27 protein-coding genes are annotated in these 26,726 nt (G+C 55.7%); 8 read left to right on the top strand and 19 right to left on the bottom strand.

Annotated elements, in window-relative coordinates:
- Positions 1-490 precede the first annotated feature (490 nt).
- On the bottom strand, positions 491-937 hold the full coding sequence (locus tag IXC47_RS12685) for a DUF4149 domain-containing protein (RefSeq protein WP_195875850.1): 447 nt from the start codon (positions 935-937) through the stop codon (positions 491-493).
- 165 nt (positions 938-1,102) lie between these two features.
- Here IXC47_RS12685 and IXC47_RS12690 point away from each other — a divergent pair, with 165 nt between their 5' ends.
- A complete protein-coding gene (locus IXC47_RS12690) occupies positions 1,103-2,956 on the top strand; it encodes an ABC transporter ATP-binding protein (RefSeq protein ID WP_195875851.1) in 1,854 nt (617 codons plus the stop codon).
- A 75-nt stretch (positions 2,957-3,031) separates the two neighbouring features.
- Here IXC47_RS12690 and IXC47_RS12695 read toward each other — a convergent pair whose 3' ends face one another.
- The 13 genes from IXC47_RS12695 to IXC47_RS12755 form a co-directional block, all read right to left on the bottom strand.
- Positions 3,032-4,351, bottom strand: a complete 1,320-nt coding sequence (locus IXC47_RS12695) for an MFS transporter (protein ID WP_195875852.1) — start codon at positions 4,349-4,351, stop codon at positions 3,032-3,034.
- 59 nt (positions 4,352-4,410) lie between these two features.
- Positions 4,411-5,406 carry a lipoyl synthase gene (gene lipA / locus IXC47_RS12700; RefSeq protein WP_175624771.1) on the bottom strand — a complete coding sequence of 332 codons (996 nt, stop codon included), beginning with the start codon at positions 5,404-5,406 and terminating at the stop codon, positions 4,411-4,413.
- Positions 5,407-5,542: 136 nt separating this feature from the next.
- Positions 5,543-6,193, bottom strand: a complete 651-nt coding sequence (gene lipB, locus IXC47_RS12705) for a lipoyl(octanoyl) transferase LipB (RefSeq protein ID WP_175625201.1) — start codon at positions 6,191-6,193, stop codon at positions 5,543-5,545.
- Positions 6,194-6,203: 10 nt separating this feature from the next.
- Entirely contained in the window at positions 6,204-6,500 is a 297-nt protein-coding gene (locus tag IXC47_RS12710) for an HP0495 family protein (RefSeq protein ID WP_175624772.1), read from the bottom strand.
- A 58-nt stretch (positions 6,501-6,558) separates the two neighbouring features.
- The gene (locus IXC47_RS12715) at positions 6,559-7,410 is read right to left on the bottom strand and encodes a D-amino acid aminotransferase (protein WP_195875853.1); all 852 of its coding nucleotides are present in this window, start codon (positions 7,408-7,410) and stop codon (positions 6,559-6,561) included.
- A 183-nt stretch (positions 7,411-7,593) separates the two neighbouring features.
- A complete protein-coding gene (locus IXC47_RS12720; RefSeq protein WP_175624774.1) occupies positions 7,594-8,742 on the bottom strand; it encodes a D-alanyl-D-alanine carboxypeptidase family protein in 1,149 nt (382 codons plus the stop codon).
- A 121-nt stretch (positions 8,743-8,863) separates the two neighbouring features.
- Positions 8,864-9,490, bottom strand: a complete 627-nt coding sequence (locus IXC47_RS12725) for an alpha/beta hydrolase (protein WP_175624775.1) — start codon at positions 9,488-9,490, stop codon at positions 8,864-8,866.
- A 61-nt stretch (positions 9,491-9,551) separates the two neighbouring features.
- Positions 9,552-9,872, bottom strand: a complete 321-nt coding sequence (locus IXC47_RS12730) for a (2Fe-2S) ferredoxin domain-containing protein (protein ID WP_175624776.1) — start codon at positions 9,870-9,872, stop codon at positions 9,552-9,554.
- 52 nt (positions 9,873-9,924) lie between these two features.
- Positions 9,925-11,079, bottom strand: coding sequence for a VanZ family protein (locus tag IXC47_RS12735; protein ID WP_195875854.1), 1,155 nt, complete (start codon positions 11,077-11,079; stop codon positions 9,925-9,927).
- Positions 11,049-11,654 carry an ABC-type transport auxiliary lipoprotein family protein gene (locus IXC47_RS12740; RefSeq protein ID WP_175624778.1) on the bottom strand — a complete coding sequence of 202 codons (606 nt, stop codon included), beginning with the start codon at positions 11,652-11,654 and terminating at the stop codon, positions 11,049-11,051. The genes IXC47_RS12735 and IXC47_RS12740 overlap by 31 nt, the downstream gene beginning before the upstream one ends.
- A 23-nt stretch (positions 11,655-11,677) precedes the next feature.
- Entirely contained in the window at positions 11,678-12,592 is a 915-nt protein-coding gene (locus tag IXC47_RS12745) for an MlaD family protein (RefSeq protein WP_195875855.1), read from the bottom strand.
- A 9-nt stretch (positions 12,593-12,601) separates the two neighbouring features.
- Positions 12,602-13,465 carry an ABC transporter ATP-binding protein gene (locus tag IXC47_RS12750; protein WP_230089543.1) on the bottom strand — a complete coding sequence of 288 codons (864 nt, stop codon included), beginning with the start codon at positions 13,463-13,465 and terminating at the stop codon, positions 12,602-12,604.
- Complete coding sequence (locus tag IXC47_RS12755; RefSeq protein ID WP_195875899.1) at positions 13,465-14,598, bottom strand: MlaE family ABC transporter permease; 1,134 nt, start codon at positions 14,596-14,598, stop codon at positions 13,465-13,467. The genes IXC47_RS12750 and IXC47_RS12755 overlap by 1 nt, the downstream gene beginning before the upstream one ends.
- A 107-nt stretch (positions 14,599-14,705) precedes the next feature.
- Between IXC47_RS12755 and IXC47_RS12760 the strand changes: the two genes are divergently transcribed.
- The 3 genes from IXC47_RS12760 to IXC47_RS12770 are packed head-to-tail and all read left to right on the top strand — an operon-like array spanning position 14,706 to position 17,001.
- Positions 14,706-15,497: a biotin--[acetyl-CoA-carboxylase] ligase gene (locus IXC47_RS12760; RefSeq protein ID WP_195875856.1), complete on the top strand. Its 792-nt coding sequence runs from the start codon at positions 14,706-14,708 to the stop codon at positions 15,495-15,497.
- 2 nt (positions 15,498-15,499) lie between these two features.
- Positions 15,500-16,282: a type III pantothenate kinase gene (locus IXC47_RS12765; protein WP_195875857.1), complete on the top strand. Its 783-nt coding sequence runs from the start codon at positions 15,500-15,502 to the stop codon at positions 16,280-16,282.
- Entirely contained in the window at positions 16,276-17,001 is a 726-nt protein-coding gene (locus IXC47_RS12770; protein WP_175624782.1) for an SPOR domain-containing protein, read from the top strand. The genes IXC47_RS12765 and IXC47_RS12770 overlap by 7 nt, the downstream gene beginning before the upstream one ends.
- An 8-nt stretch (positions 17,002-17,009) precedes the next feature.
- Here the strand turns inward: IXC47_RS12770 and IXC47_RS12775 are convergent, their stop codons facing one another.
- The gene (locus IXC47_RS12775) at positions 17,010-17,225 is read right to left on the bottom strand and encodes a cysteine-rich CWC family protein (RefSeq protein ID WP_195875858.1); all 216 of its coding nucleotides are present in this window, start codon (positions 17,223-17,225) and stop codon (positions 17,010-17,012) included.
- A 230-nt stretch (positions 17,226-17,455) separates the two neighbouring features.
- Here IXC47_RS12775 and argB point away from each other — a divergent pair, with 230 nt between their 5' ends.
- Positions 17,456-18,349 (top strand): acetylglutamate kinase, encoded by an 894-nt coding sequence (gene argB, locus IXC47_RS12780; RefSeq protein ID WP_175624784.1) that lies wholly within the window; start codon positions 17,456-17,458, stop codon positions 18,347-18,349.
- Positions 18,350-18,416: 67 nt separating this feature from the next.
- Here the strand turns inward: argB and IXC47_RS12785 are convergent, their stop codons facing one another.
- The gene (locus tag IXC47_RS12785) at positions 18,417-20,093 is read right to left on the bottom strand and encodes a putative bifunctional diguanylate cyclase/phosphodiesterase (protein ID WP_195875859.1); all 1,677 of its coding nucleotides are present in this window, start codon (positions 20,091-20,093) and stop codon (positions 18,417-18,419) included.
- 236 nt (positions 20,094-20,329) lie between these two features.
- The gene (locus IXC47_RS12790) at positions 20,330-21,268 is read right to left on the bottom strand and encodes a TraB/GumN family protein (RefSeq protein ID WP_195875860.1); all 939 of its coding nucleotides are present in this window, start codon (positions 21,266-21,268) and stop codon (positions 20,330-20,332) included.
- Positions 21,269-21,322: 54 nt separating this feature from the next.
- On the opposite strand from IXC47_RS12790, the gene IXC47_RS12795 reads away from it, so the two are divergent.
- The 3 genes from IXC47_RS12795 (at position 21,323) to pabB (ending at position 24,660) form a co-directional block, all read left to right on the top strand.
- Positions 21,323-22,048, top strand: a complete 726-nt coding sequence (locus IXC47_RS12795; RefSeq protein WP_175624787.1) for a pyrimidine 5'-nucleotidase — start codon at positions 21,323-21,325, stop codon at positions 22,046-22,048.
- 54 nt (positions 22,049-22,102) lie between these two features.
- A complete protein-coding gene (gene slmA, locus IXC47_RS12800; protein ID WP_175624788.1) occupies positions 22,103-22,678 on the top strand; it encodes a nucleoid occlusion factor SlmA in 576 nt (191 codons plus the stop codon).
- Positions 22,679-22,818: 140 nt separating this feature from the next.
- Positions 22,819-24,660 (top strand): aminodeoxychorismate synthase component I, encoded by a 1,842-nt coding sequence (pabB, locus tag IXC47_RS12805; RefSeq protein ID WP_195875861.1) that lies wholly within the window; start codon positions 22,819-22,821, stop codon positions 24,658-24,660.
- Positions 24,661-24,676: 16 nt separating this feature from the next.
- Here the strand turns inward: pabB and IXC47_RS12810 are convergent, their stop codons facing one another.
- On the bottom strand, positions 24,677-25,960 hold the full coding sequence (locus IXC47_RS12810; RefSeq protein WP_175624790.1) for a sensor histidine kinase: 1,284 nt from the start codon (positions 25,958-25,960) through the stop codon (positions 24,677-24,679).
- Complete coding sequence (locus IXC47_RS12815; RefSeq protein ID WP_230089544.1) at positions 25,953-26,672, bottom strand: response regulator; 720 nt, start codon at positions 26,670-26,672, stop codon at positions 25,953-25,955. The genes IXC47_RS12810 and IXC47_RS12815 overlap by 8 nt, the downstream gene beginning before the upstream one ends.
- Between the last annotated feature and the right edge of the window lie 54 nt (positions 26,673-26,726).

Raw genomic sequence — 26,726 nt, forward strand, 5'->3', positions numbered from 1 at the left:
ACGGACTTATCAAAATTCAATGCACAAGAAAGGCATCGCGTACTTGCTGCTTTAGCAAAATTCCTGCCTGCTATTGCAGCGCACACCGCCGGCTTAGCCTCGCGCGCTTAGAGCGGGCAAGTGCAGCTTGTATTTCTTCCTTGAACATCCTGAACGTATCTGGATACACATGGCGTTGTACCGACGGATGGTCGCCATTGGCCCATCTGGTACTGACCGGAGGTCAGCATGTCTAAACCGTGCGCGCGCATGTTGCGCACTGCTTATAAAATCCTGTTGCCGATTTTTTCAGCCCGTCAATAATAACAGACTTGCTTTGTATGCTCGCCTGCAACTTTTTAAAATTGAGGTGAGTGCCTTATTTTTTGCGGTGTGGCGGGGGAGTTTACTGTTCGCAAAGCGGCATCGTTCGCGAAAATGACAATTCATGTATGCTGTACGGCATGGAATACTTCTGTTTCAGAAACATTCCATGCGCGGACTGAGTTATTTATTGCAGCAGCGGTCCCAGCGTACCGATGACGATCGTCACCAACCCGAGTATCAAGTTGATTCCCACCAGTTTGCGGATAGTCGCCATCGCGGCGCCGCCAGCTTTCCATTCCTGCGCTGCAACAGCGCGCAGCAGGCGACGGTAAGGTGCGAAAAAGATGTGGCCGAAAATCAGCATCATGACGATGCCGATGACCGACATCAAGGTGACATAAAGCGGTGGTTTGCCCATCAGGGCCATCATATACAGCCCGCTACCGAGTATCAGTGCGACCGAGATCCAGACCCAGACGAAGAATTTGCTGAACACACCTGACAGCAAAGTCAGGCGTTGCGGTGGTTCCAGCACGGTGGCTGCAGTCGGGCGCAAAGCATTGTGCGCGAAAAACATGCCGCCGACCCAGACCGTGAAGCCGAGGATGTGTAGGAATTTCGCAATGATCATGGGCGTCCTCTGGGGAAATGGATAAGAGAGCCATAGGGTAGCCGAAGGTCGGCGGAATACAAAGAAAATTGCATGAAGATCGTCGCACGCGCGTTGTGAGCGTGGTGGCTGTCACAGACCGGATCGCCTGAGCGTGGCGGCTATCCGGCTAATTTGGAGAAGTGAATGTTTGTCTGGTTTGAAAAAATGTTGCACCCGTATCAGGAAGAAGTGCCTGCTACACCACCAAATGGATTTATTGCCTTTGTCTGGGCCTGTACCAAAGGCGCGCGCCGTTATATCGCGGCCATGACTTTGTTGACGGCTGCTATCGGCGTGTTTGAAGCGCTGCTATTTGCGATGATGGGACGCATTGTTGACTGGCTTAGCAAAGTGCAGCCTGCACTGTTGTGGACGCAGGAGCGCCAGAGCCTGCTGATGCTGGCCGGGGTGCTGATACTCAGCGTGATCCTGGTCGCCTTGCAAACCTTGTTCAAGCACCAGGCGCTGGCAGGCAACTTCCCTATGCAGCTGCGCTGGAACTTCCATCGCCTGATGCTGAACCAGAGCATGGGGTTTTATCAGGATGAATTTGCCGGTCGTGTCGCGGCCAAGGTGATGCAGACTGCGCTCGCAGTGCGCGACGTCTGCATGATCATGGGCGACATCCTGGTATTCGTACTGATTTACTTCGTCACCCTGGTGAGTGTGGTTGGTACCTTCGATCTGTGGATGCTGGCACCTTTCATGACCTGGGCAGCCTTGTATGGCGTTGCCCTGCGTTACTTCGTGCCGCGTCTGAGCAAGGTTTCACGACGTCAGGCTGATGCGCGTTCGCTGATGACAGGCCGCATCACCGATGCATATACCAACATCGGCACGGTAAAACTGTTTTCACATGCGGGACGTGAAGCCAGCTATGCGCGCAATGCGATGCAGGAATTCCTGGGGGCGGTGCATAACCAGATGCGCCTGGTCAGCGGCTTTGAAATCGTCAACCATGCTTTGAGCATGTTGCTGATCCTCAGCACTGCAGGTGTGGCGCTGTGGTTATGGACACTCGGACAGGTCGGCATAGGAGCGGTCGCAGCGGCAACCGCGATGGCTTTGCGCCTGAACGGTATTTCGCATTGGGTGATGTGGGAAATGGCCAGCCTGTTTGAGCAGGTCGGCACCGTGCAGGACGGTATCAATACCTTGTCGCGTGCGCACACTGTGGTCGATGCACCGGATGCATTGCCCTTGCAGGTAGATAAAGGTGAGCTGGTGTTTGAAGGTGTCGGCTTTGCTTATGGCGGTACGCGCTCGGTGATAGAGAAGCTGGACCTGACGATACGTCCGGGTGAGAAGGTCGGCCTGGTTGGTCGCTCCGGTGCGGGCAAGTCCACCATCGTGAATCTCTTGCTGCGCTTTTACGATATCGAGCAGGGCAGGATCCTGATAGACGGTCAGGATATCGCGCATGTGACGCAAACCAGCTTGCGTGCACAAGTTGGCATGGTGACGCAGGATACTTCGCTGCTGCATCGCTCGGTACGCGACAACATCCTGTATGGTCGTCCGGATGCGTCGGATGAGCAAATGATCGCTGCCGCCAAGCGCGCAGAAGCGCATGACTTCATCCTGACCCTGAGCGATGCCAAAGGTCGCACCGGTTACGATGCGCACGTTGGTGAGCGTGGCGTGAAGTTATCTGGTGGCCAGCGTCAGCGCATCGCCATTGCACGCGTAATGCTGAAGGATGCGCCTATCCTGTTGCTGGATGAAGCGACCAGTGCGCTCGACTCCGAAGCGGAAGCCGCGATCCAGACCAGTTTGTATCAACTGATGGAAGGTAAGACCGTGGTCGCGATTGCGCATCGCTTGTCGACTATCGCGGCAATGGACAGGCTGATCGTATTGGATAAAGGCAGCATCGTGGAAGAAGGCACGCATCGTGAGCTGCTGGAACGCAATGGTTTGTATGCGCGGCTGTGGGCGCATCAGAGTGGTGGCTTCCTCGGTGAGGAAGATGATGCCGAAGAAATTTTGCCTGCGTAAGCCATTACGTATCGCATAAAAAAAGTCCGGTCAGCTGATGCTGTACCGGACTTTTTTATAGTCAGTAATACCTGATCAGGTATTGCTGCCGGATGGCGTAAGTGCCGATTCCGTGATCGATTTTTGCTTGCCTACCAGCAGCAATGCCAGCAGTGTCAATACGGTTGCGCCCGACAGGTAGTAACCGACGTAGTGCAAACCATAATTGGTCGCCAGCCAGGTCGCAGCATATGGCGCCAGCGATGCGCCGACGATACCACCGAGATTGAATGTGAGCGAAACGCCGGTGTAACGGATTTCAGTTGGGAACAATTCCGACAACATGGTGCCGAGCGGACCGTAGGTCATGCCCATCAGCGCCAGGCCGAGCGACAGGAACAGTGTGACGCCGATTGCATCATTCGCGACGAACATAGGCGCGATCAGGAAGCCGAACAGCACGATGGCGATAGATACCAAGATCATGGTGATGCGACGGCCATATTTATCTGCCAGCAGCGCGGAGATCGGGATGGTCAGCGCGAAGAAGACAACCGCAAACAATTGCAGGATGAGGAATTCCTTGCGGGTGTAACCCAGGCCGGTGGTACCCCAGCTCAGCGCAAATACGGTCATCAGGTAGAACAATACAAAGGTCGCGGTAGCGATGATAGTGCCGAGTACCAGCAGGCGGCTGTGTTCGCTGAAGATGGTGGCGATAGGCACTTTGACGCGTTCGTTTTTATCGATCACCTTCTGGAACACGGGTGTCTCGGTAATTTTCAGGCGCACATACAAGCCGACCAGTACCAGCACCGCACTGGCGATGAAAGGAATGCGCCAACCGTAGCTGAAGAATTGTTCATTGGTCAGGGTTTCACTCAACAGCAGGAAGATACCGCCGGAGAGGAAGAAGCCGAGTGGTGCGCCCAGTTGCGGGAAGCAGCCATACCAGGCGATTTTGCCCGGTGGTGCGTTTTCAGTTGCCAGCAAGACCGCGCCACCCCACTCACCACCCAGGCCCAGACCCTGGCCGAAGCGGCACAAAGCCAGCAGCAGCGGCGCGAGCGTGCCGATTGCTTCATAGGTCGGCAGCAAGCCGATCACCACGGTAGAGATACCCATGGTCAGCAAAGCGGCGACCAGCGTTGCCTTGCGGCCTATACGATCACCGTAGTGACCGAACACGGCGGAGCCGACCGGGCGGGCAAAGAAAGCGATCGCGAAGGTTGCCAGCGATTGCAGCATGCCAGCGGTGGGATTCGATGAAGGAAAGAAGAGGGTGGGGAAAACCAGGACTGCTGCAGTGGCGTAGATGTAGAAATCGAAAAATTCGATGGTGGTGCCGATCAGACTGGCGAATAAAACGGTAGCCGGCGAATTTTTCTTTTCGCTACCCGCGTTACGGTCATTCATTGTTACTTTCCTTCTTCCCTGATATTTAACCGCGTTGCGGGTTGCTGAGTTATTTCGATTTACTTGTTAACGACATCGTTGAGTGCGGTGGTCACGCCATGTGCCTGCTGGTCGGCATGGTAAGAGCTGCGTACCATCGCGCCGACAGCTGCGTGTGCGAAGCCCATTTTGTAGGCTTCTTCTTCATACATTTTGAAGGTGTCAGGGTGCACGTAACGGCGCACTGGCAAGTGGTCGCCGCTAGGCATCAGATACTGGCCGATGGTGAGCATGTCGACATCGTGGGCGCGCATGTCGCGCATGACTTGCAGCACTTCTTCATCGGTCTCGCCGAGGCCGACCATGATGCCGGATTTGGTAGGTGTGTTTGGATGCTGCGCCTTGAAGCGTTTCAACAGGTTCAGCGAGTATTCGTAATCGGAACCTGGACGCGCTTCCTTGTACAGGCGCGGTGCGGTTTCCAGATTGTGGTTCATCACATCCGGTGGTGCTGCATTCAGGATTTCCAGCGCACGATCCATGCGACCGCGGAAGTCAGGTACCAGGATTTCAATACGGGTGTTCGGCGACAGTTCGCGTACCCGGCGTATGCATTCGGCAAAGTGACCGGCACCGCCGTCGCGCAAGTCGTCACGATCGACGGATGTAATCACCACGTAATTCAGGCGCAGCGCAGCGATGGTCTTGGCCAGGTTCTCTGGTTCATTGACGTCGAGCGGGTCCGGGCGGCCGTGGCCGACATCGCAGAACGGGCAGCGACGGGTGCACTTGTCACCCATGATCATGAAGGTTGCAGTGCCTTTGCCGAAGCATTCGCCGATGTTAGGGCAGCTGGCTTCCTCGCACACGGTGACGAGGTTGTTGGCACGCAGGATGTCTTTGATTTCGTAGAAGCGGGTGGATGGCGAAGCAGCTTTGACACGTATCCAGTCGGGCTTGGGCAGGCGCTCCATCGGTATCACCTTGATCGGGATACGTACGGTTTTGGCGGCGCCCTTTTGCTTTTCGCTAGGGTTGTATGCAGGCGTTACGGCTGGATTTGTCTCGGTAGTCATCAGGCTGGTCGCTTTATGTCAGTCGCCCTTATGTCAGCGCCGGGTAACAGTGCTGGCTAAGGACGCGTGGCGCCGACGTTCGTCATTGCCACGATAAAAATAATGGTGCTACGGGTAATGCGGTGTTGCTGCCGGTCTAACGCGACAGGCTTTTGCTTAATCTGTCTGCCAGTGCGTTTTGCACTTCAGATAATGTTGCCTGCGCGCCCAGGCTTTGCATATCGATGGTAGCCAGGTCTTCATAACCGCAGGGATTGATCCAGGTAAACGGGGTCAGATCCATCGCAACATTCAGCGAAACGCCGTGATACGTGCAACCGTTGCCACGTATCTTCAGGCCCAGTGCAGCGATTTTGGCGCCTTGTGCCGGTCCGTCCGACATATAGATGCCGGGCGCGCCGGGTTTGCGCTCGCAGGCAAGATTATACGCCGCCAGCGTATCGATCACAGCCTGTTCGATTTTATTCACCAGTTCCCTGGCAAAGAGGCGGGCATCGGCCTTGTGACGGCGCAAATCCAGTAGCAAATAGATAACAACCTGACCCGGGCCGTGATAAGTGACTTCGCCGCCACGGTCGGTTTCGACGACAGGGATGTCGTGCGGGTCCAGCACATGTGAGGGGTCGGCGGCCAGTCCGAGGGTGAAGACGGGCGGGTGCTCGACTATCCACAGTTCGTCGGCGGTCGCCACCGTACGCGCATCGGTGAATGCACGCATGGCGGCAAAGGTGGTGGCGTAATCCTCCAGCCCGCGTTGCAGGACCAAGGGTTGGTGTGGCACGGACAGGTCCACGGGATTACAGGACGTACTTCACCATAGGGTGCGACGACAGGGCGCGATACAGATTGTCGAGTTGCTCGCGGCTGGTGGCGCGCACGGTAATCGTCAGCGACAGATAGTTGCCGGCTGAAGAAGGGCGTTGCGCTACGCGGCCTTCGTGGAATTCCGGATCGTGGATGGTGACGACTTCGATAATAGTCGGGACGAATTGATCGTGCGTCAGGCCCATGACTTTGATAGGGAAGTCGCTTGGATACTCGATCAGGTTTTCCATCGGATCGACTGCATCAGTTGGTTTGCTTGGTTCTGTCATAGTGGGCTACTTTTAAGTTGTCATTTGTTCCAGCAACATAGTGTTGTCGGACTGCATTTCAGGCAAATTTGGCATCCTGATATGCCTTGTATAGTTGTTTATAAATGGGGCCGGGTTGCCCGTTTGCTATGGCCTGGCCGTCTATGGAGATGACAGGCAAGACTTCCTTGGATGCCGACGACAAGAGTACTTCGTCAGCGGTAAATACTTCATCGCGGCTGATGCGGCGCGACTCGAACGGAATATTGTTCGCCGCGCATAACTCTTCCATCAAGCCGTAACGTATGCCTTCCAGGATCAAATTATCTCTGGGCGGACCCGACAGTATACCTTGTCTGACTATCCAGACATTGGAGGCCGATCCTTCGGTCAAAAAACCATCGCGGAACTGGATGGATTCATTGGCATCGTGTTCCGCTGCATTTTGCGCAGCCAGCACGTTGCCCAGCAGCGAGATGGATTTGATTTCGCAATGTAGCCAGCGTTTGTCTTCCATCGAGACACAAGCCACGCCATGGGTGCGTACCTGCTCGGATGGAGGTGTGAGCGGATTCGCCATGATGAATACCGTAGGCGTCAATTCCACATTCGGGAAGGCATGCGCACGTTTCGCTACACCGCGCGTCACCTGTATATACGCCAGCTGATCCGGCGTGCTTGCCGCTGTCGCTACGCGCGTGACTAGCGCCAGCCACTCCTCTTCGGTATGCGGGTTGTTGATGCCGATGGCGGCCAGGCCGCGGGACAGCCGCGCCAGGTGTTGTTGTGGCCGGAATGGTTTGCGGGCGTAAATGGGTATGACTTCGTAGATGCCGTCGCCAAAAATAAAGCCCCGGTCCAATACAGATATTTGGGCTTCGGAGAGAGGCGTCATACTGCCGTTCAGGTAGACGAGGGGATCGTGGTCCATGTCACCATTCCTTCAGTGGGGAGAACCCAATTCTGGCACAAACCCCGGACCGGCGGTGCCTTGCCTACAGATGTTGACGGACGGCATGCTTGCGCCAAACAAAAACGGCAGGGTCAACCGAAGTTGAGCCTGCCGTTATTGTGACGTGAGGATCAGGCCTCACGCCGCGTAAGCATCAGTGGATTAGTGCACCCACAAGCGGATCGAATCCAGCGCGCGACCGAAGAGGCCAGCCTGTCCGACTTGTTCCAGCGCCAGGACAGGTAATTCGGAAACCACTTTGCCGTCAGCCGACATGACCTTGATGGTGCCGACCTGGCTGTTTTTGTCGATAGGTGCAACCAGTGGGTCCTTGCGTGCCAGTACTGGTTTCATCGAATTGGCGACGCCTTTAGGGACGGTCACGTAGACGTCACGGGTGAAGCCGATCTTGACGGTGTTTTGTGTGCCTTTCCAGACATTCGGAGTGGCGATAGGCTCGTTCTTCGCGTACAGCTTGACGGTGTCGAAGTTGAGGAAACCCCAGTTCAGCAGTTTTTGGCTTTCCTGGGCACGAGCCTGGTCGGAAATGGTGCCGAGTACGACCGAGATCAGGCGGCGTTCGCCGGTGCCGTTAGGACGTTTGGCGGTTGAGATCAGGCAGTAACCAGCGCCCTGGGTGTAACCGGTTTTCATGCCGTCTACGGTCGGGTCCAGCCACAGCAGGCGGTTGCGGTTAGGTTGCTTGATGTTGTTGTAGGTATATTCTTTGGTCGAATAAATCTTGTAGAACTCAGGGTGATCGTTGATCAGGTGCGACGCCAGTACCGACAGGTCACGTGCGGTCGAGTAGTTGCTGGCGCTAGGCAGGCCGTGCGGGTTGGCGAAGTGGGTGGACTTCATGCCCATGCGTTCGGCTTCGCGGTTCATCAGCGCGACGAAGGCATCTTCGGTACCGGCAACGGCTTCGGCGATTGCTACCGCAGCGTCATTGCCGGATTGCACGATCAGGCCGTACAGCAAGTCATTTACTTTGACTGGTACGCGCGGTTCGATAAACATTTTCGAGCTGCTCGGATCCACTTTCCACGCATTGGTGGAAATCGTGATCATTTGGTTCAGGTCCAGTTTTTTGTCCTGGATTGCGGTGAAGGCTACATACGCAGTCATCAGTTTTGTCAGCGATGCCGGTTCAATACGCATATCAGGTTCATTCGATGCCAGTACCTGGTTGCTGGTTGCATCCAGCAGTAACCACGATTTGGCGGCAATGGTAGGCGACGGAACACTTTGGGCAAAAGCGGAGGAAAGCGATAGGACGGTAGCAGCGATAGCCGCAAGTAATTTTTTCATTGGACTCTGTGGTGGATGCCCGCGTACAAATGCGGGCTTCGATTTGGAAAAGTTATCGGATTATAGCGCTGCGCGTGCTGCAGATCGATCACGCAAGATGAATGTTTATCAATGCGGCAGCTTAGCGCGGCCACACTTCGACAACGTGATTCTTGATATGTTGCAGTTTGCGATTAAAAAAGTGATCGCAGCCTGGAACCACCAATACAGGCAGGTCTTGCGGACGTGCCCATTCAAATACATTGGTTAGCGGGATGGTTTCATCCTGCTCGCCGTGGATCAGGATAGTCCCGGCCGGAACCGTAGGCAGCGGCCATTTGCCGGCGGCGGTGCCGACCAGTACCAGGCGCTCGGCGGAGCGGCCTTGTTCTTCCAGGCGTTTTTGCAATTGCGCCTGGACGAAGGTGCCGAAAGAAAAGCCGGACAGCGCAAATGGCAGTTCCGGATATTTTTCTTGTGCATACGCTAACAGTTGCGCCATGTCGTCGGTTTCACCTGCGCCACCATCGTGTACGCCGCCGGATGCACCGACGCCGCGGAAATTCATGCGGAAGGCGGCATAGCCGAGTGTGACGAAGGAGCGCACCAGCGTGTGCACGACTTTGTTATCCATGGTGCCGCCATACAGCGGGTGCGGATGGGCGACCAGCGCGAAGCCGCGTGGGGTATCCGTGGCTGGCAGGTCGAGGGCGCATTCCAGCGTACCGGCGATGCCGTCCAGCGTGAAGTATTGTGTTTGTGCGTTCATGACGTATAGCGTATGAATGGGATGGAGGCAGCCGCGCAGATCGTGCGCAGCATGCCGGGTTTCAGATTTTCAGACGTTCAACAACTTTGCCGCCAACCAGATGGACGTCGATGATTTCATCAAGGTCTTCATTGTCGACATAGGTGTACCAGGTGCCTTGCGGATAGATCACGATGACCGGGCCTTCTTCACAGCGACCGAGGCAACCGGACTGGTTGACGCGGACTTCGCCACTGCGGCTAAGGCCCAGCTCCTTGACGCGTGCCTTCAGGTGCTTTTGTGCGGCATGCGCACCGCGTTCGGCGCAGCACTCGCGACCATCGTCGCGCTGATTCATGCAAATGAATAAGTGTTGGCCAAAAAACTGTTTGTTTTCAGACATGAGGGGAATATGAGGCGTGATCTGCATTAAAGACCAAGATGATACACCCCTGTCATTTTCGCTTCACGCGATGACTGGAATGCAGTAGGAACCACAAGGCGGCAAATGGCCAGAACAGCGACAGGAATTGCGCAGCACCGTTGAAGTTGAGGAATTTGCCCTGTACCCAGGTTTCCAGCGTGGCAATGAAGTAAGGATTGGCCGGAGCAATGTTGACGACTATCAGGCCTGCGATCAATAAGCCAGCCGCAGCGCGTCGCTGATGGGTGCGCGACAGGAAAGCCAGGCCGGTCAGCAAGGCCAGTCCCAGCAGCAAGCCACCTTGTGCGCCCGGTGTCATCCAGGCAAAGGCCGCATCCGGACTAAAGAAGATGGCGGTAGCCAGCCCTTTGACCGCGAGTGCTGCCAGCAACAGGAGTAGCAGGAGGACGACACGCGGTGCCTTGTCGCGCAGCATGCAGGCGAGCGCCAGCAAGGCTCCGGCAACACCACAGGCGGTAATGATGGCTTCGGTCAGCCAGTACTGTTCGACTGTAAGTTGTACGCCATTGCGCAAGAAGCTACCGAGGTCGATAGGTGTGGCCAGCCATTCCGATAACCAGTCGGACAGGATAGGGAAGAGCTGACCCTGGCCGAATAAATAACTTTGCGGATAAATTTGCGCCAGCGGCCAAAGTGCAAAAATAGTCAGGCCACGGCTGGCTTCTGCCGTGAACCAGCGCTGCCGGATATGGCGCAGGCGGCTACGCTCCAGTACCAGGTGGCTGCTGGCGACACCTATGATGGCGCCGATTAATGCTCCGCAACTATTGGTCAGTAAATCCAGGTTGGAGGCCACGCGGCTGGGTAAATAAGCTTGGGTTGCTTCCATCGCACCAGACAAGACGATGCCGAGCAGGGTGGCGAGCAATAACGCACCAAAGCGGCGTACCTGCGGATACAGCGCATACACCGCCAGGATGCCGAGCGGAATATAACCGAGGATATTGGTCAGCAGGTCAAATCCGGTCCAGTAACGCGGCGGGATGGTCGCCAGGAAGTAAGTTTGCAGCGGGATGCCGACGTCCTGCCAGCCAGTGAATGGAAACAGGCTCGCATAAACAATCAGGAATAGATAAGCCAGCAAGCCACCGCGTGAAAACGTCGATGCTTGCGGTAGTGGCGCTGGTGCCGGGATTATTTTTTCGTCGCTACTGTTGATAACCATGCTGCTATTTCATTAATGATGTCATCGCTGGCTGCTGCCAGTGCTGCTGCGCCGCCTTGTGCATCTGCGCTCGCAGTTGGCAGCTGTCGACTAAACATTTTTTGCGCACGCAAATTGCGGCCATCAAACAATGACGCGCGCATTGCGATCGATATCGTGCTGTGCTGCGCGCTATCAAATGACTGGGAAAAATCATCGAGCTCTATACGCAGTATCGGCAAGTTCGCTGCGCCATTATCCGCCGGAACCACGATGCCGCCTGCTTGCGACAAGCGTGTTTTCAATCTTTGCTCGAGCAATTCGGCTGGCGGCATCGCCCACTGGCTGCCTGCATACGGGCGTGGTTGCTGGCCGTTCGCGTAATTGAGACGGTAAAACATCATCGGCGTGTCCAGCCAGCTAGGCGCTACCACATCGGCAACGCTGATGGCTGGCAGGTTCGCGTTCTGCGTCGCCTGTGCTTTAAGCGGGCCGAGGTCATACAGTGCGGGTGCGGATGTATTACCAACACAACCAGCGAGCACGGCGCTGCTTGCCAGTGCAAGTGTTATCAGTAGTCTGCGAGCGATCGTCATCTTGGCTATCCTTGGCAGTGATCTTATGGTGCTGGCGCACTGAAGCCGGCTTCACCTGGGCCGGGTTGTATCCGGCCGGGGCCAAACAGTATGCCTTGTGGTCGCTGATTAAATGATTCCAGTGCGCGATTCAGTGAGCGCATCGAAGTACGGGTTTCATCTATTAATGGCGACGCCTGGTACTCGACTGTCGAAGCAGCAGAGCCAACCTTGCCTATGGTATCGCTGAAGCTGTCTATCGGGCCACCGGTTGCGTTCAGCTTGCTCGTGATTTGCGACGCTTCATCGGAGAAACGGTTGATCGAGTTGAGCGCGCTATCGGCTTTGTTGGCGAGGGCGGGTAGTTTATCCAGCGTCGGTTGCAGCTGTTGCGGGATTTTTTCTATCTTGTTAGCGGCGGCACTGACATCGCTGAATGCACCGAGTATGGTTTTCTGGCTTTCTTCAGACAACATCCCATTGACCTTGGATGCCAGTTCTTCGGTTTGCTTCAGGATCGCCAGGCCACGTAGTTGCAGTGTGTCGAGCAGGCTGGCGCGCAAGGTGATGCGTGCCACTTTGTTTTTCGACGAAGGCAGCAGCTCTGGTTGCGAGCCATCGTCATCCAGCTGTACGTAAGCGAGACCGGTCACGCCCTGATAGCTGAGCGTGGCAAAAGTGGAATGCGTAATCGGCGTGTCTTTGGAGACACTGAAACGGATCAGGATCTGTCCCGGTTTTTGCGGGTCGAACAAGACCGCATCGACGCGGCCGACATCCAGCCCGCGATAGCGCACGCCGGCCTGTGGATTCAGGCCCGGTACGGACAGGGTGGTGGCGATTTCATAAGGTACGCGTTCGACGCGATCACGATTGAACCAGAGTGCGATCAGCACCGCGGCGATCAACAGGACGATCGTGAAAATACCGGCCATTAATGCATGCGCTTTATTTTCCATAATTGATCTTTAGAGTGATGACGACTCTCCTCCCTGGTTCTGCCCCGGTTTCTCGGGTAATGCTTCAAATGCGCGTTGTCCGCGTTCACCGCGGAAAAATGTTTCGATAAACGGATGCTTGAACTCGACGACCTTATCCGGCCTGCAATAGGCAATGATGTGTTTGTCTGCCAATACTGCTACCCGCGACGACAACGCAAACAAGGTATCGAGATCATGGGTCACCATGACCACGGTCAGATGCATCTCGTCGCGCAATTCACGTATCAGGTTGACGAAGCTTTCTGATGCGTTTGGATCCAGTCCGGCGGTAGGCTCATCCAGGAACAATAGTTCCGGTTCCAGCGCCAATGCACGTGCCAGCGCGACCCGCTTGATCATGCCGCCGGATAAATCGGATGGCATCTTCAGTGCATGTTCCGGACCTATGCCCGCCATTTGCAGCTTCAGCAAAGCGGCATCGCGTATCAATTGTCTGGGTAGGACGCGCAATTCGCGCATAGGTTGCGCGACATTATCAAAAACTGTCAGCGCCGAGAACAATGCACCCTGCTGGAACAGCATACCCCAGCGATTGCGTAATTGCTGCAGATGCTCTGCACTGATGCGATTAATGTCTTCACCAAATACGCGCACAGTGCCGCTGGCTGGCTGATTCAGCCCCAGCATCTGGCGCAGCAGCACGGTTTTGCCGGAGCCGGATCCACCCACCAGCGAAACGATTTCTCCCTGATTGATTTTCAGGCTCAGGTTTTCGTGCACCACCACATCGCCAAAGCGCGTGCTCAGATTATCGATTTCTATAATCGTTTGCGGATTCTCCGCATGGTCATCCGTGCAGGCGGCCAGATTGGGATCGATTTCGGGCAGCATCAGAACCCCACTCCGCTAAAGACGATCGCAAACACGGCATCAGCCAGGATGACAACGGTAATCGCGGTCACGACCGAGATCGTCGTGCCTGCGCCCAGGCTTTCGGTATTGGGTTTGATGCGCAAGCCAAAGTGGCAGGCTACCAGTGCGATCAGGCTGCCGAAGACGACGCCTTTACCCAAACCTATCCAGTAATTGGCCAGTGGTACGGCATCCGGCAATTCACGTAAAAAATATTTGAAGGACAGCCCCAGCTCCGCATTCGCCGCCACCATGCCGCCCAGCAAAGCCATTGCATCGGTCCAGACCACCAGCAGTGGCATCGAGATCGCCAGTGCGATGACCTTGGGCATGATGAGGCGGTAGCCATGCGGCAAGCCCATGACCAGCATCGCATCCAGTTCTTCGGTGACGCGCATGACGCCTAGTTGCGCGGTAATCGACGAGCCGGAGCGACCGGCCACCAGGATGGCTGCCAGCAAAGGGCCGAGTTCGCGGATCACGCTCATGCCGAGGATGTTGACGAGGAAAATATCACCGCCGAATTGATGCAATTGTTGTGCCGACAAATAAGACAGCACGACCCCAATCAGGAAGCCGACCAGCGCAGTAATGCCCAGCGCCTGATAACCGGTATGAAAAGTATTGGCCGATATTTCCTTCCACGGTCCGCGTTGCGGCAGGCGCAGGAAGCGTCCCAGGTCCATCACCAGTTGGCCTATCAGCGTGATGAAGCCGAGCACATGGTCGACCATGCGCATTTTGAATTGCAGATAGGCAGAGAGGGTGTACCAGCGGTGTTGCGGGACTTTCTTTACCTGCAGGGTGCCGGTTTGTTCCAGCCGCTGGAAGAAGGTTTCATGCTGCGGTGCCAGTGTCAGCCGGGCCGGGCGTTTCTTGCCCCAGGCATTCCATAGTAGTTGTGCACCGATGTAATCGAGCGCTTCTATCTGTGACAGATTCCAGTGCGTTTCATCGACTTTGCGCACCCCGCGCAGCGTGGCGCTGATTTTCTCCATCACCCCTGGCTGCGCCGGATCGGCTAGCGCACGCACCTGCCATGAGCCTGCTGCAATCACAGTGGCCTGGTCGTTCTGCGTGTAGCTCAGGGTGGGCAACGCGTAGTTATGCATGCAGGCAAGTGTAAGGGAGATTGCAATTTGCGTCACGCCAGCACTTCAGCCGCAGATTTGCACGGACATCAGTTTCGCCGGGGCAAGCATCCCGTTACAATGCGCACATGACTGCACTCCCCACACCACAACGACTGGCCAGCCTGTGCGCACCCGCTGCGCAAGGCATCGCGCTGGAGATCGTGGCGGAGACAGGGTCCACCAATGCCGACTTGCTGGCACGTGCCGTCCATCTGCAGCAACCAACCCTGTTATGGACACAGTTGCAAACAGCGGGCAAGGGACGCGCTGGTCGCGCCTGGCACACGCCGCCTGGTTCTGCGCTGACTTTTTCACTGGCCTGGAAATTCAATTTGCCGCTGCAAGGCTTGCTGGGTTTGCCGCTGGCAGTTGGTGTCGTGATCGCTGAAGCCTTGCGTAGCTATGGTGTTGAAGCGCGCCTGAAGTGGCCTAATGATGTCTTGAAGGATGAGGGCAAGCTGGCTGGCATCCTGATCGAAACAGTCGTCGACAAGTCGGGACAGGTTGCCACGTGGGCGGTGATCGGTGTCGGGATTAATATTGCACAGGCGGCTGACCTGAGTGCGCAAACCGGCCGTGCGATAGGTGCAGCGACCGAGCTGGCGCGTGAGCCTGAGCGTGTCATGGCCACCTTGCTGGACGGCTTTGCGCAAGCTTTGCCGGTATTCGAGCAGCATGGATTTGCCGCGTTTGTCGAGGCATGGAATACGCTGGATGCATATGCCGGGCAGACGGTTAATATTCTTGATCAGGGTCAGGTGCTGCATAGCGGCCAGGCCGCCGGAGTGGACGCAAGCGGACGCTTGCTGCTTGATACGGCACAAGGGCGCATCACGATAGCCGCAGGCGATGTATCGTTGCGGATCAGGGAGGAATGACGATGCTCTTATTGGTCGATGCAGGAAATACACGTATTAAATGGGCGCTGGTTGATCGTTCCGCGCCTGAGCAGACACCTGGCAAATGGCTGCAGCATGGCAGCGTCGCACGGGCAGAAGCTGGGGCACTGATTGAGGCCTGGCGTGGTTTCAGTATAGGCCGCGTCATGTTGTCGAATGTGGCCGGGCATGAATTGCGGGGCGAACTGGAGCGCGCGGTATTGCATACGCTGGGTACCAAACCAGTGGCACTGGAATGGTTTGCTTCGGCGGCGGAGCTGGGTGGGGTGAAGAACCGTTATCTGAATCCGACGCAACTAGGTGCAGACCGCTTTGCTGCTGCAATAGGTGCGCATGCCTTGTTCCCTGACGGGCCGCTGGTGGTTGCCACTTGCGGTACTGCGACCACGGTTGATGCCTTGAGTGCAGACGGTGAATTCATAGGCGGCATGATTTTGCCGGGGCTGGGTTTGATGGCCTCGTCGCTGGCCAGAAATACTGCGCAGTTGCCGCAAGTCGCATTGCAAAGTACTTTGACGCAACCGTTTGCCGACAACACCGATGCCGCCATCGTCAGCGGTTGCCTGGCGGCGCAGGCGGGCGCGATAGAGCGTGCGGTGGCGGCGCAAATGCGGGCATATCCGAATCTGCCGATTCCTTGCATACTGGCAGGCGGTGCGGCAGACTTGATTGCACCGCAGCTCGCTATAGATTACACACGCGTCGATAATCTGGTTTTAATCGGTTTGCATACAGTAGCGTTACAACATACTTCCCCATGCTAAAAATCCTGTTCGGCTTATTGTTGGTGATCAACGGCGGCTTGTACGCGTTTGAGCATGGCTATCTGAATAGCCTGATCCCGCCCAGCCACGATCCTTTGCGCCTGAAGCAGCAACTGAATCCAGACTTGCTGAAACTGGTGCCGCTGGATAAAGAAAAAGCCGAAGCCGGGAAGGCGGAAAAAGTAGCTGCGGTCGAACCGGAGAAGATTCCGCAAACGGTAGAGAAACCAGCGGAAAAGCCGGTAGAGAAACCGGTTGAAGTACTGGCCTGCACCGAGATCGGTAATTTTGATGCCGCCGAAGCAAAGAATTTTGAAGCGAAGCTGACTAGCCTGGCTTTGGGTGAGCGCTTGTCGCGTCGCCAGATACAGGAAAATGCGCGTTTTATCGTCTATATCCCGCCTCTCGCCAACAAGGAAACTGCGGATAAAAAAGGCGGTGAGCTGAAGCGCCTGGGTGTCGATGATTTCTTTGTCATTACTGAACACACGGCTTTGCAGTGGGGTATTTCGCTGGGAATTTTTAAATCGGAAGAAGCGGCGCGCAATCATCTGGCGGCGCTGAATCAAAAAGGTGTGCGTAGCGCCAAGGTCGGGCCGCATCACCTAAGCGCACCTAAAGTCGCGTTCCAGTTCCGTCGTATAGACGCAGCGACCAAGGCGAACCTGGACAAGATACGCACGACCTTCCCACGCCAGGAAGCACGTGCCTGTACCTGAGCGCCGGGTTAAGTCTTAGGCGCTGAGCTGGCGGCGGCCAGTCGGCGCGCCCGCAGCGCAGACAGGCAATTCTGGCACATGCAGGTTTTGGCCTTGCCACTCGCGTCACGCATTATCTCGCCTTTGGGTGCTGTCGGCAGGGCGGTGCACCAGCAGGCTTGAGCGCTTGTCGTGTCCACCATGCCACAGGAGAAAGTGGTGCCGCATTGTGAACAACTACTCATTTTTCTTCCGTTTTCATTTTCTGATATTGCTTGTCGACAAATCGCACGGCAGCCGTGACGGCTGTTACAGGCGGGCAAACGGGCTGCATCTGCGGTGGTTTTGTCGTTTGGGCAAGACAGGGACTGAATATTCGTGGCATTTCCGGCAAAGAGCCAAGAAATGAATTGGCATTCGCTGTAAAATCGCGGTCATCCTTTTTTCAGAACCACTACTACCCAACTTGACCGATATGAACGCTGATCTTACTGTAGTTTCGCCACAAATACAGGCGCAAATTCTGGCCGAGGCGCTGCCGTATATCCGCAAATTTCACGGCAAGACCATTGTCGTTAAATACGGCGGCAATGCCATGACCGAAGAGCGCCTGAAGCATGGCTTTGCGCGCGACGTGATTTTATTGAAACTGGTCGGCATGAACCCGGTCGTGGTGCACGGCGGCGGTCCGCAAATCGATAACGCGCTGAAGAAGATCGGCAAGCAAGGCACCTTCGTGCAAGGCATGCGCATTACCGATGAAGAAACCATGGAAGTCGTGGAATGGGTGCTGGGCGGTGAAGTGCAGCAAGACATCGTGATGCTGATCAACCACTACGGTGGCCAGGCAGTCGGCCTGACCGGCAAAGATGGCGGTTTGATCCGTGCCAAGAAAATGCAAATGCCGGACAAGGAACATCCGGGCGAATTCCTCGACATCGGTTTTGTCGGCGACATCGAAGCGATCAATCCTGCGGTTGTCAAAGCGTTGCAGGACGATGCTTTCATTCCTATCATTTCGCCTATCGGTTTCGGTGATGATGGTCAGGCATACAACATCAATGCTGACGTGGTTGCGGGCAAGATCGCTGAAATCCTGAAAGCTGAAAAGCTGATCATGATGACAAACATCGCTGGCGTACAAGACAAGCAGGGCAATTTGCTGACCGATTTGTCGGCACGCGAGATTGATGAGATGTTTGAAGACGGCACCATCTCCGGTGGCATGCTGCCTAAAATTTCATCGGCACTGGATGCGGCCAAGTCCGGCGTCAATACCGTGCACATCATTGATGGTCGTATCGAACATTCGCTGCTGCTGGAAGTGTTGACCGAACAAGCGTTCGGCACCATGATCCGCTCGCACTGAACAGATTCAATTCAATAAGAAAGCGTAAGGACTTCAGGTCCTTACGCTTTTTTTATTCTCTCAACGCTTAAGCAGGTAGCGACAAAATCTCGGCCTGGTACTGCGCATGCCACTTTTCAAATTCCGCTGCCGGTAGCGGGCGCGAAATCATAAAACCTTGCGCGATATCGCAGCCGAGGTCAGACAGTAATTTGTAGGCATTTTCTTCTTCCACGCCTTCGGCTATGGTTTGCATGCCCATCTTGTGCGCCAGCGTAACCGCAGCTTCAACAATGTGTACAGCACCTTTGTCATCCGGCAGCCGACGTACGAAAGACTGGTCTATCTTGATCAGTGAAATCGGCAGTTGATGCAAATATTGCAGCGACGAGTAACCCGTGCCGAAATCGTCTATCGAAATCGTGATCTTGGCATCGGCAAGACGGCTCAGTTCTACTATCGTGCGTGCGATGTCGTGCATCAGCGCACCTTCCGTGACTTCCAGCTCCAGTGACTGACCGCTGACTTCATAGCGCTGCAACAAGGACAGCACCAGATCGGAGAAGCCGGGCTGCAATAAATTGCGTGGTGAGATGTTGACCGCGATCGGCAGGTGTATGCCTTGCTGACGCCACGCCACGATTTGTTTCATCGCCTGCTCCAGCGCGAACTCGGTGATCAGGTTGATCAGCGTACTTTGTTCTGCGCGTGGAATGAAAATGCCGGGAGGGATGTTGCCGCGTTCCGGATGGTTCCAGCGCATCAGCGCTTCGACACTGTGTATTTCGCCGGTGCGTATGCAAATCTTGGGCTGGTAATGCAGCGAGAGCTGGCCTTCCTTGATGGCGCTCATCAGACTGCCGAGTATAGAAAGGTTTTCTTTTGCGAAGTTGCTGGTTTCCGGACTGTAGGCGACACAATCCAGTGCTTCTTCATCGGCGGAGATCAATGCTGATTCCGCTCTTTGCAGGTAAAAATCGGGTGACTGCGTGATCTTGCTGAAGGTGGCGTAGCCGAGACGGGAGTCGGCGTGGATGGGGATGTCGTTGAACTGGTAGGGTTGTCGTGCGCCCCTGACTAAATCTGCGAGCAGGAGCTTGATGGTTTGGGCATCCCGATCCCGGATCAGGATGCCTAACTGCTCTGGGTCGATACGGTAGACCTGTACTTTGTCCTGCAAGATGTAGGTGTAGCGGGCCGCCGATTGTTGTGCGACTTCCTTGATGACGTCAAAGCCAAATGCAGACTTTAGCTCCATCGCATTTTGCAGTGAGACTACGACCAGCATATGCAGGTTGGCATTGCTTTTGACTTTGGGCAGTTGTGCCAGTGCGCCCAGCAAGGCACTGCGGTTGGGCAGCTGCGTAGCCGGGTCGTGCCGCGCTATCCATTTCAAATGTTTCAGGTAAGACCTGACGCTGTCACTGGCGACGCCGCAGGCAAATCCGACCAGCATGAAAAATCCGGTGCGGTAGAGCCAGTTGAGCATGGCTTGCTGTTCGCCGGTGATGACATCGATGGGCATGAAGGGGCCGAGTGCGATGCCACCGATCAGGCCCACTACCAGGCCGCCGCGCATGCCAAAAACAAAACCTGCCAGCATGATGGGCAGGTACATCGAATGGGAGTAAACGAATTTGATGCCGCCGGTTGCATATACCAGCGCATAGACACCACAGACGGCGATGATGAGGATGGGAACCATGATGATCCGTATTGCACGGATATGCACGCCTAGCCATTCAAACAATCGCGTAGTGTTCATCAGACATTCCTTTGTGAGGCAACATCAGCTTGGTACTTCAGTTTGCTAGATGGCGCTCACAAAACGATATGGCGATATGGCTGCCCGGGTATAGCGAGGAGCCAATTTATGCGTCTTTTTTCATGGGCGATTTCTTAAATGCATCTTGCCATGGCGAAAAAAAATGCGCAAAAATATTTCCTTTTTGAAATATTTTTGCGAAAAATAGGGCCGTGCAGCGTCCGGAACAGATGGTTTTAATACAGTTTTTGTACCGTGTAGCCACGTTGTTGCAGCAAGCCGGGCACGCCTTTGGCTCCCAGCAAATGCAATGCACCCACCGCGACGAAGCTGGTTTTGTCAGTCCTGAGCAAGGCTTCTACCTGCTGCGCCATGGCCGGATTACGCTGATCCAGCAAGACCTTCTGCAGGAAGCGATCCGAGGCGTTTTCACCTTTTTGCATCTCCAGCAGGGCAGCATCCAGCGCCTTCGCATCGGCGCTTTGCCAGGCTGTGATCAGATCCAGTGCTTTTTGCATGGCAGCACCGTTGGCCAACTCGGTCAGGTTCTCTACCAGGTACTCCTCTTGTTCGGCATCGTTCATGCTGTCGAACAGTGACAACTGGTAATCCGCTGTCTCCAGTTCCTGCACGGTTTTCTTTTGTTTCTCGGCCAGCGACAGGAAGTGCAGCTCTATACCTTGTTCACTGGGAAAGCCCTGGCGTGCCATTTCCTGCACCAGCAAGAGATTAGCCACCATCCACGGCTTCATGCGCGCGATGCTTTCAAATGGTGTGCCATAGCGGCGCAAGGCCTGGCGCAATTGGGCGCTGGCATCTGCCGACAAATGCTGGTTAATGGTTTGTCCGGCCGGATAGAGGCCGTGGCGCATAACGGCCTGGCGCATCGCTTCTGTATTACGGACGTCAACTTCGATGACCAGTTTCCTGGCGGCGGAGAAGGCGCGTGTCACTTCTGGTTCGAGTGGGTAAAATGCAGTCTTGCCGACATGCACAGTGCCGAACAGATAGCTGGTATTGCCGCGATAAGTGACGCGATACAGCGTGCCGCGCTGCGGGATGGTTTGCTTTTGTGCGGCCGCAGTGGCTTTACTTGCGGCAGGGTTGTCAGCTTGTACGCTGGGATTGAAGAAGCCTAATAACAAGGTGAAAACAAAAACGATGGTACGACGCATGCAACTCCCTTGATTGTTTTAAATACCCGATATACAGATAAACGAATATAGACGATGCCCAAGCTGACCTGGCTGTTCGACCTGGATAACACGCTGCATAACGCATCGCATGCGATCTTCCCCGCGATACATCTGAATATGAATGCCTACATCGCCCAGGTGCTGCATGAGGGCGGACACGCTTCGGATGAGGCGGCGGTGAATGCTGCGCGCCTGACGTATTGGCAGCGCTACGGTGCGACTTTGCTCGGTATGGTAAATCATCATCAGGTCCGGCCTGAAGATTTCTTGCGTGAAGCACATCGTTTTGATGATTTGCCGACCATGATACGTGCCGAACGGGGGCTGGCGCGCTTGCTGCGTCGGCTGCCGGGCCGCAAGATATTGCTGACGAATGCACCACGTCGTTATTCACGCGAGGTATTACGCCATCTGGGACTGCACAAGCATTTTGCCCGGCATATTCCTATCGAAGCGATGCGTGTACATGGTCGCTTGCGACCCAAACCGTCGAAACAAATGTTACGTAAACTGATGGCGCGCGAAAAGATCAGTGCGCGCCACTGTGTGCTGGTAGAGGACACCATCGCTCACCTGAAAGGGGCCAAGGAACTGGGCATGGCGACCGCATGGGTTACCCAATATTTGGCCAGCGATTCGAACAAGCAGGCATCAACTGGCGAGCGCGCAACAATCACCTACACAAAACGCCCAATTTATGTCGATGTCAAAGTAAAATCCGTAGGGCAACTATTCAGGCAGTTGCACCGATTGCGCTAGCGGGGGCTACCCGCGGTATGAGTTTTAGATTGCTAACTTACTTATAAGAATATTATGGCAACTACAAAACCAGGTGAACGCAAGCTGCAAATACTCCAGACATTGGCCACCATGCTGGAGCAGCCCAAAGGGGAAAAAATTACCACGGCAGCACTGGCGGCACGTCTCGACGTGTCCGAGGCAGCGCTGTACCGGCATTTCGCCAGCAAGGCGCAAATGTTTGAAGGCCTGATCGAATTCATCGAATCGACCGTCTTCGGCCTCATCAATAAAATCACCGAGCAACAGGAGAATGGCTTGTCGCAAGTGCAGGCCATTGTCCTCATGCTGCTCAACTTCGCCGAACGCAATCCCGGCATGACGCGTGTGATGATAGGTGATGCACTGGTGAACGAAGACGAACGTCTGCAAACGCGGATGAATCAATTCATAGACCGTATTGAACTGGCATTGAAACAATCACTGCGTATTGCGGCGACGCAAGGGCAGGCGAATGAAGCCGAGGTTGCGGTACGTGCCAACCTGATTGCGAATACGGTGCTCGGTCATTGGCAGCGCTATGCCAAAACCGGCTTCAAGCAAAACCCGTCCGAGCATGCATCGGCACAGATAGCGATGTTGCTGGCCTGATCGCGGGCCACTCTGTTGATTTGATCGTTCCCGACTAGGCAGGTTACGTGCCGTCAGAGCAGTCTGAAAAACTCCGGAGCCGCTTGGTCGTACAATAGCGACTTCCCGCGTACTCACGGCCTGACTCACGCCCCTGTTTTATGTCTCTCTTTACCCCTGCTGTTACCGCTGACGCCTGTTTTGCCTTGCTCGACGATATAGATGCGAGTGCGGCCGATGCACGTTCACGCCTGTACACAGGTTATCTCGGTGTGTTGTCGTGCCAGCAGGCGTCGCAACTTCCTGCGCTATTGGATGAGATGCAGCAGGCGTTGAGGCAAGGGAAATTTGCCGTCAGTCTCTTCAGCTATGAGCTAGGCGCGGCCTTGCACAACATCGTCCCCCATGCGGGCGAGCAGCCTTGGGCTGAAATCCTTTTATTCGAACATTGCGCACACCTGACATCGGCACAGGTAGAGGCATGGCTGGCGGCGCAGGCACCAGCCGCTGCCGGTATTGCGCAGGTGGTGGCCGACACCGATGAGGCTGCCTTCAGTGCCGCGATCGCGCGCATACATGATTACATCGCAGCCGGTGATACCTATCAGGTGAACTACACCTACCGCCTGCGTTTCGATGCCTATGGCTCGGTGCATGCCCTATATCGTCGTTTGCGTGCGCGTCAGCCAGTGCCGTATGGCGCGCTGATCGGCTTGCCGGATGGGCATGCCGCCTTGTCGCTGTCGCCGGAATTGTTCGTGCGTCACGACGATGGTGTGCTGACTGTGCGACCTATGAAGGGTACGGCCGCTGCCAGCGGTGATGTGCAGCAGGATCAGCTAGCCGCCGATGCGCTCGCGGCTGATACCAAGAACCGCGCCGAGAATCTGATGATAGTGGACCTCTTGCGCAATGATCTTGGGCGGGTCGCGCAGACTGGTTCGGTCAAGGTTGATAAATTATTTGATGTGCAGCGCTATAGCAGCGTGCTGCAAATGACTTCTACCGTGCATGCGCAACTGCATGAAGCAGCGGGTTTGGCAGAGATATTTGACGCGCTGTATCCCTGTGGCTCGATTACCGGTGCGCCCAAACATCGCACCATGCAAATCATCCGCGAGCTGGAAACTAATCCGCGCGGTTGGTACACAGGTGCGATCGGCTACTTCGATCCGCCACTAGCAAAGCAAACCCTGGGGAATTTCTGCCTGTCAGTGCCTATACGTACCCTGCAATTGCAGGCACGGAACCAGGATGGCATACGCAAGGGTGAGATGGGCGTGGGCGCTGGCATCGTGCATGACAGTGTGGCTGCCGATGAATATGAAGAGTGCCGCCTGAAAGCGCGCTTCCTGATCGGTATGCAGGCTGAGTTTGAATTATTCGAAACCATGTATGCGACGCGTGACGATGGTGTGCGGCATCTGGACAGACACTTGCGACGCCTGGCTGCCTCTGCAGCTTATTTCAGCTTTGCCTATGACGAAGCAACAATCCGTGCAGCCTTGCATGCAGCATGCGGTGCATTTGATGATGGGGCTGCGCGCAGATTGCGCTTCGCATTGAAACAGGACGGCAGTCATACGATACAAAGTGCGGTCCTCACGCCACTGGCTGAGCCAGTGAGGCTGCTACTGGCAGAACAAACCGTGGATGCCAGCGATCTCTTCCTGCGCCATAAAACCACGATACGCACTGCCTATGACGCGGCATGGCGTGCAGCAGAACAGCAGGGTGCTTTCGATCAACTGTTTTGCAATACGCAAGGGCAGGTGACTGAAGGCGGGCGCAGCACGCTCTTCGTCAAATTGCAGGGGCAGTGGTATACGCCGCCACTCAGTAGCGGCTTGCTGCCTGGCGTGATGCGTGCAGCGATACTGGATGATGCGGTATGGAATGCGCAGGAGCGTATCCTGACGCTTGAGGATGTACGCAATGCAGAGCAAATCTTTGTTTGCAATGCATTGCGTGGCGTTGTTCCGGCTGTGATCGTCTGGCCGTAACGAAGCAATCAAATCATTACGCTGGCAGCGTCACCTTGAAGCAGCTGCCACCACCTGCGCGTCCGCTGCAGATGACTTCACCACCATGCGCACGCGCGATCTGTTGCACCAGGCTCAGACCCAAGCCAACGCCGCCTTCACGCTCACTGGCACCCGGCAGGCGATAGAAAGGTGCGAAGATATTTTCGCGCTCCGCTTCCGGCACACCCGGGCCACCGTCGCACACTTGCAGGACAACCTTGTTGCCTGTTTTCTGCAGGCTGACATCGATAGGTGTGCCATTGCCATAGCGCCGTGCATTTTCCAGCAGGTTGCGTACCAGGCGGCGCAGCAAGCGTGCGTCACCGGGAATCTCTACCGATTCGGTTTCCAGTTGCGCGTCCATGCGTGCGCATTCTTCGGCGACCAGCGCGGTTAAATCGATAGGCTCAAAGATCTGTGCTGCATCGGTAGTTGCATCGAGGCGACTGGCCAGCAGGATTTCATCGATCAGTTGATCGAGTTCGCCGATATTGCGCTTGAGTTCATTGCGCATCTCCGGCTGTGCATCGGCCGCCATCAATTCGACGGCCATGCGGATGCGTGCCAGTGGCGAGCGCAACTCATGCGAGGCATTGGCCAGCAGCGCTTTTTGCGCATCGACCAGCGCTTCGATACGCGCTGCCGAGCGATTGAAACTGGTCGCCAGGCGTCCGACTTCATCCTTGCCTTCGACTGCGATACGGGTCGACAGCTGACCGGCACCCAAGGCTTCGACGCTGGTTTGCAGTCGCTCCAGGCGGCGCGTCAGGCGGCGCACGATAGGGTAGGCACCTATGCCCATCGCCAGGCCGATGATGACCAGCGTGGTGAAGAAACTGAATGGTGGTTTGCGTCGGCCCGGATGCTGGCCCACCAGCCAGCGATCATCCGGTAATTTGACGGCGAAGACCGGTGGCCCGCCACCGAGCCAGCCGCTCGTGGTCTGGGTTTCATCCAGCGGTGGCAATTCACGGCCTATCGAAGCTATTTTTTCGCGCTTGGCCGAATACAGCGTGAGGTCGGCGCGCATGCGCTGACGCCAGCGGTTCAATGCTTCCTGCTGTTCTTCATTGCTCGCATCAGCTGGTGGCAAGACGTCGGCAGCAATCGCCGCAAACGATTCCAGGCTAGGCCCAATCTGACGTGATTCGGTATTGATGCGCCAGGCCGACGCGAACAATATGCCTGCGATCGTCAGGCTGATCAGCATGGCGAGGTAGATGCGGATGTAGAGCCGGTGTGACCAGCTGAAACGTCCTGGTGTTGCTGCGTCAGACATCCTGCGCCTTTGCAAATACATAGCCTGCACCACGCACGGTGATGATGCGTTTAGGCTGTTTGGGGTCATCTTCTATCGCTGCGCGCAAACGACCGATATGGACGTCGATAGAGCGATCAAAGGCTTCCAGCGGCTCACCTTTGACGACGTCCATTAATTGTTCGCGCGAGAGCACACGTCCGGCGCGATCTGCCATCGCTGCCAGTAAATTGAATTGATACGAAGTGACTGGCTTTTCCTGGTCATCGAGTCGGATCACACGGGCATCCAGGTCGATCTCGAGACGGCCGAAGCGCAGCACGCGTTCATTGTTGGTCGCTACGCCTTGTTGACGGCGTAATACCGCCCGTAGCCGCGCCAGTAACTCGCGCGGTTCAAATGGTTTTGGTATGTAGTCGTCGGCGCCGAGTTCCAGTCCGACCACGCGATCCATAGGATCGCCTTTCGCGGTCAGCATGACGATGGGCATGGATGCCAATGGTTGTGCCTGGCCGCGAATTTGTCGACAGACGTCAAGACCGTCGGCATCCGGCAGCATCAGGTCGAGCAGCACGATGGAGTAGGCTTGCGTGGCGGCAGCTTGCTGCAATTGCAGCAGGCCCTCGCTGGCAGTACCGGCATGCGTGACCTCGAACCCGTTCTGGTTCAGGTAAGTGGCGACCATGCTGGCTAAGCGCTGGTCGTCTTCTATCATCAGTAGGCGTTGTGTCATGGGGCTAGTGTAACGCGTAGTGTCCGGCAGTGAGTCGTTGTGACTAGCGCCAGC

Origin of the sequence: Herminiimonas contaminans (assembly GCF_015645465.1) — a bacterium.
GTDB classification, from domain to species: Bacteria; Pseudomonadota; Gammaproteobacteria; order Burkholderiales; family Burkholderiaceae_D; genus Oxalicibacterium; species Oxalicibacterium contaminans.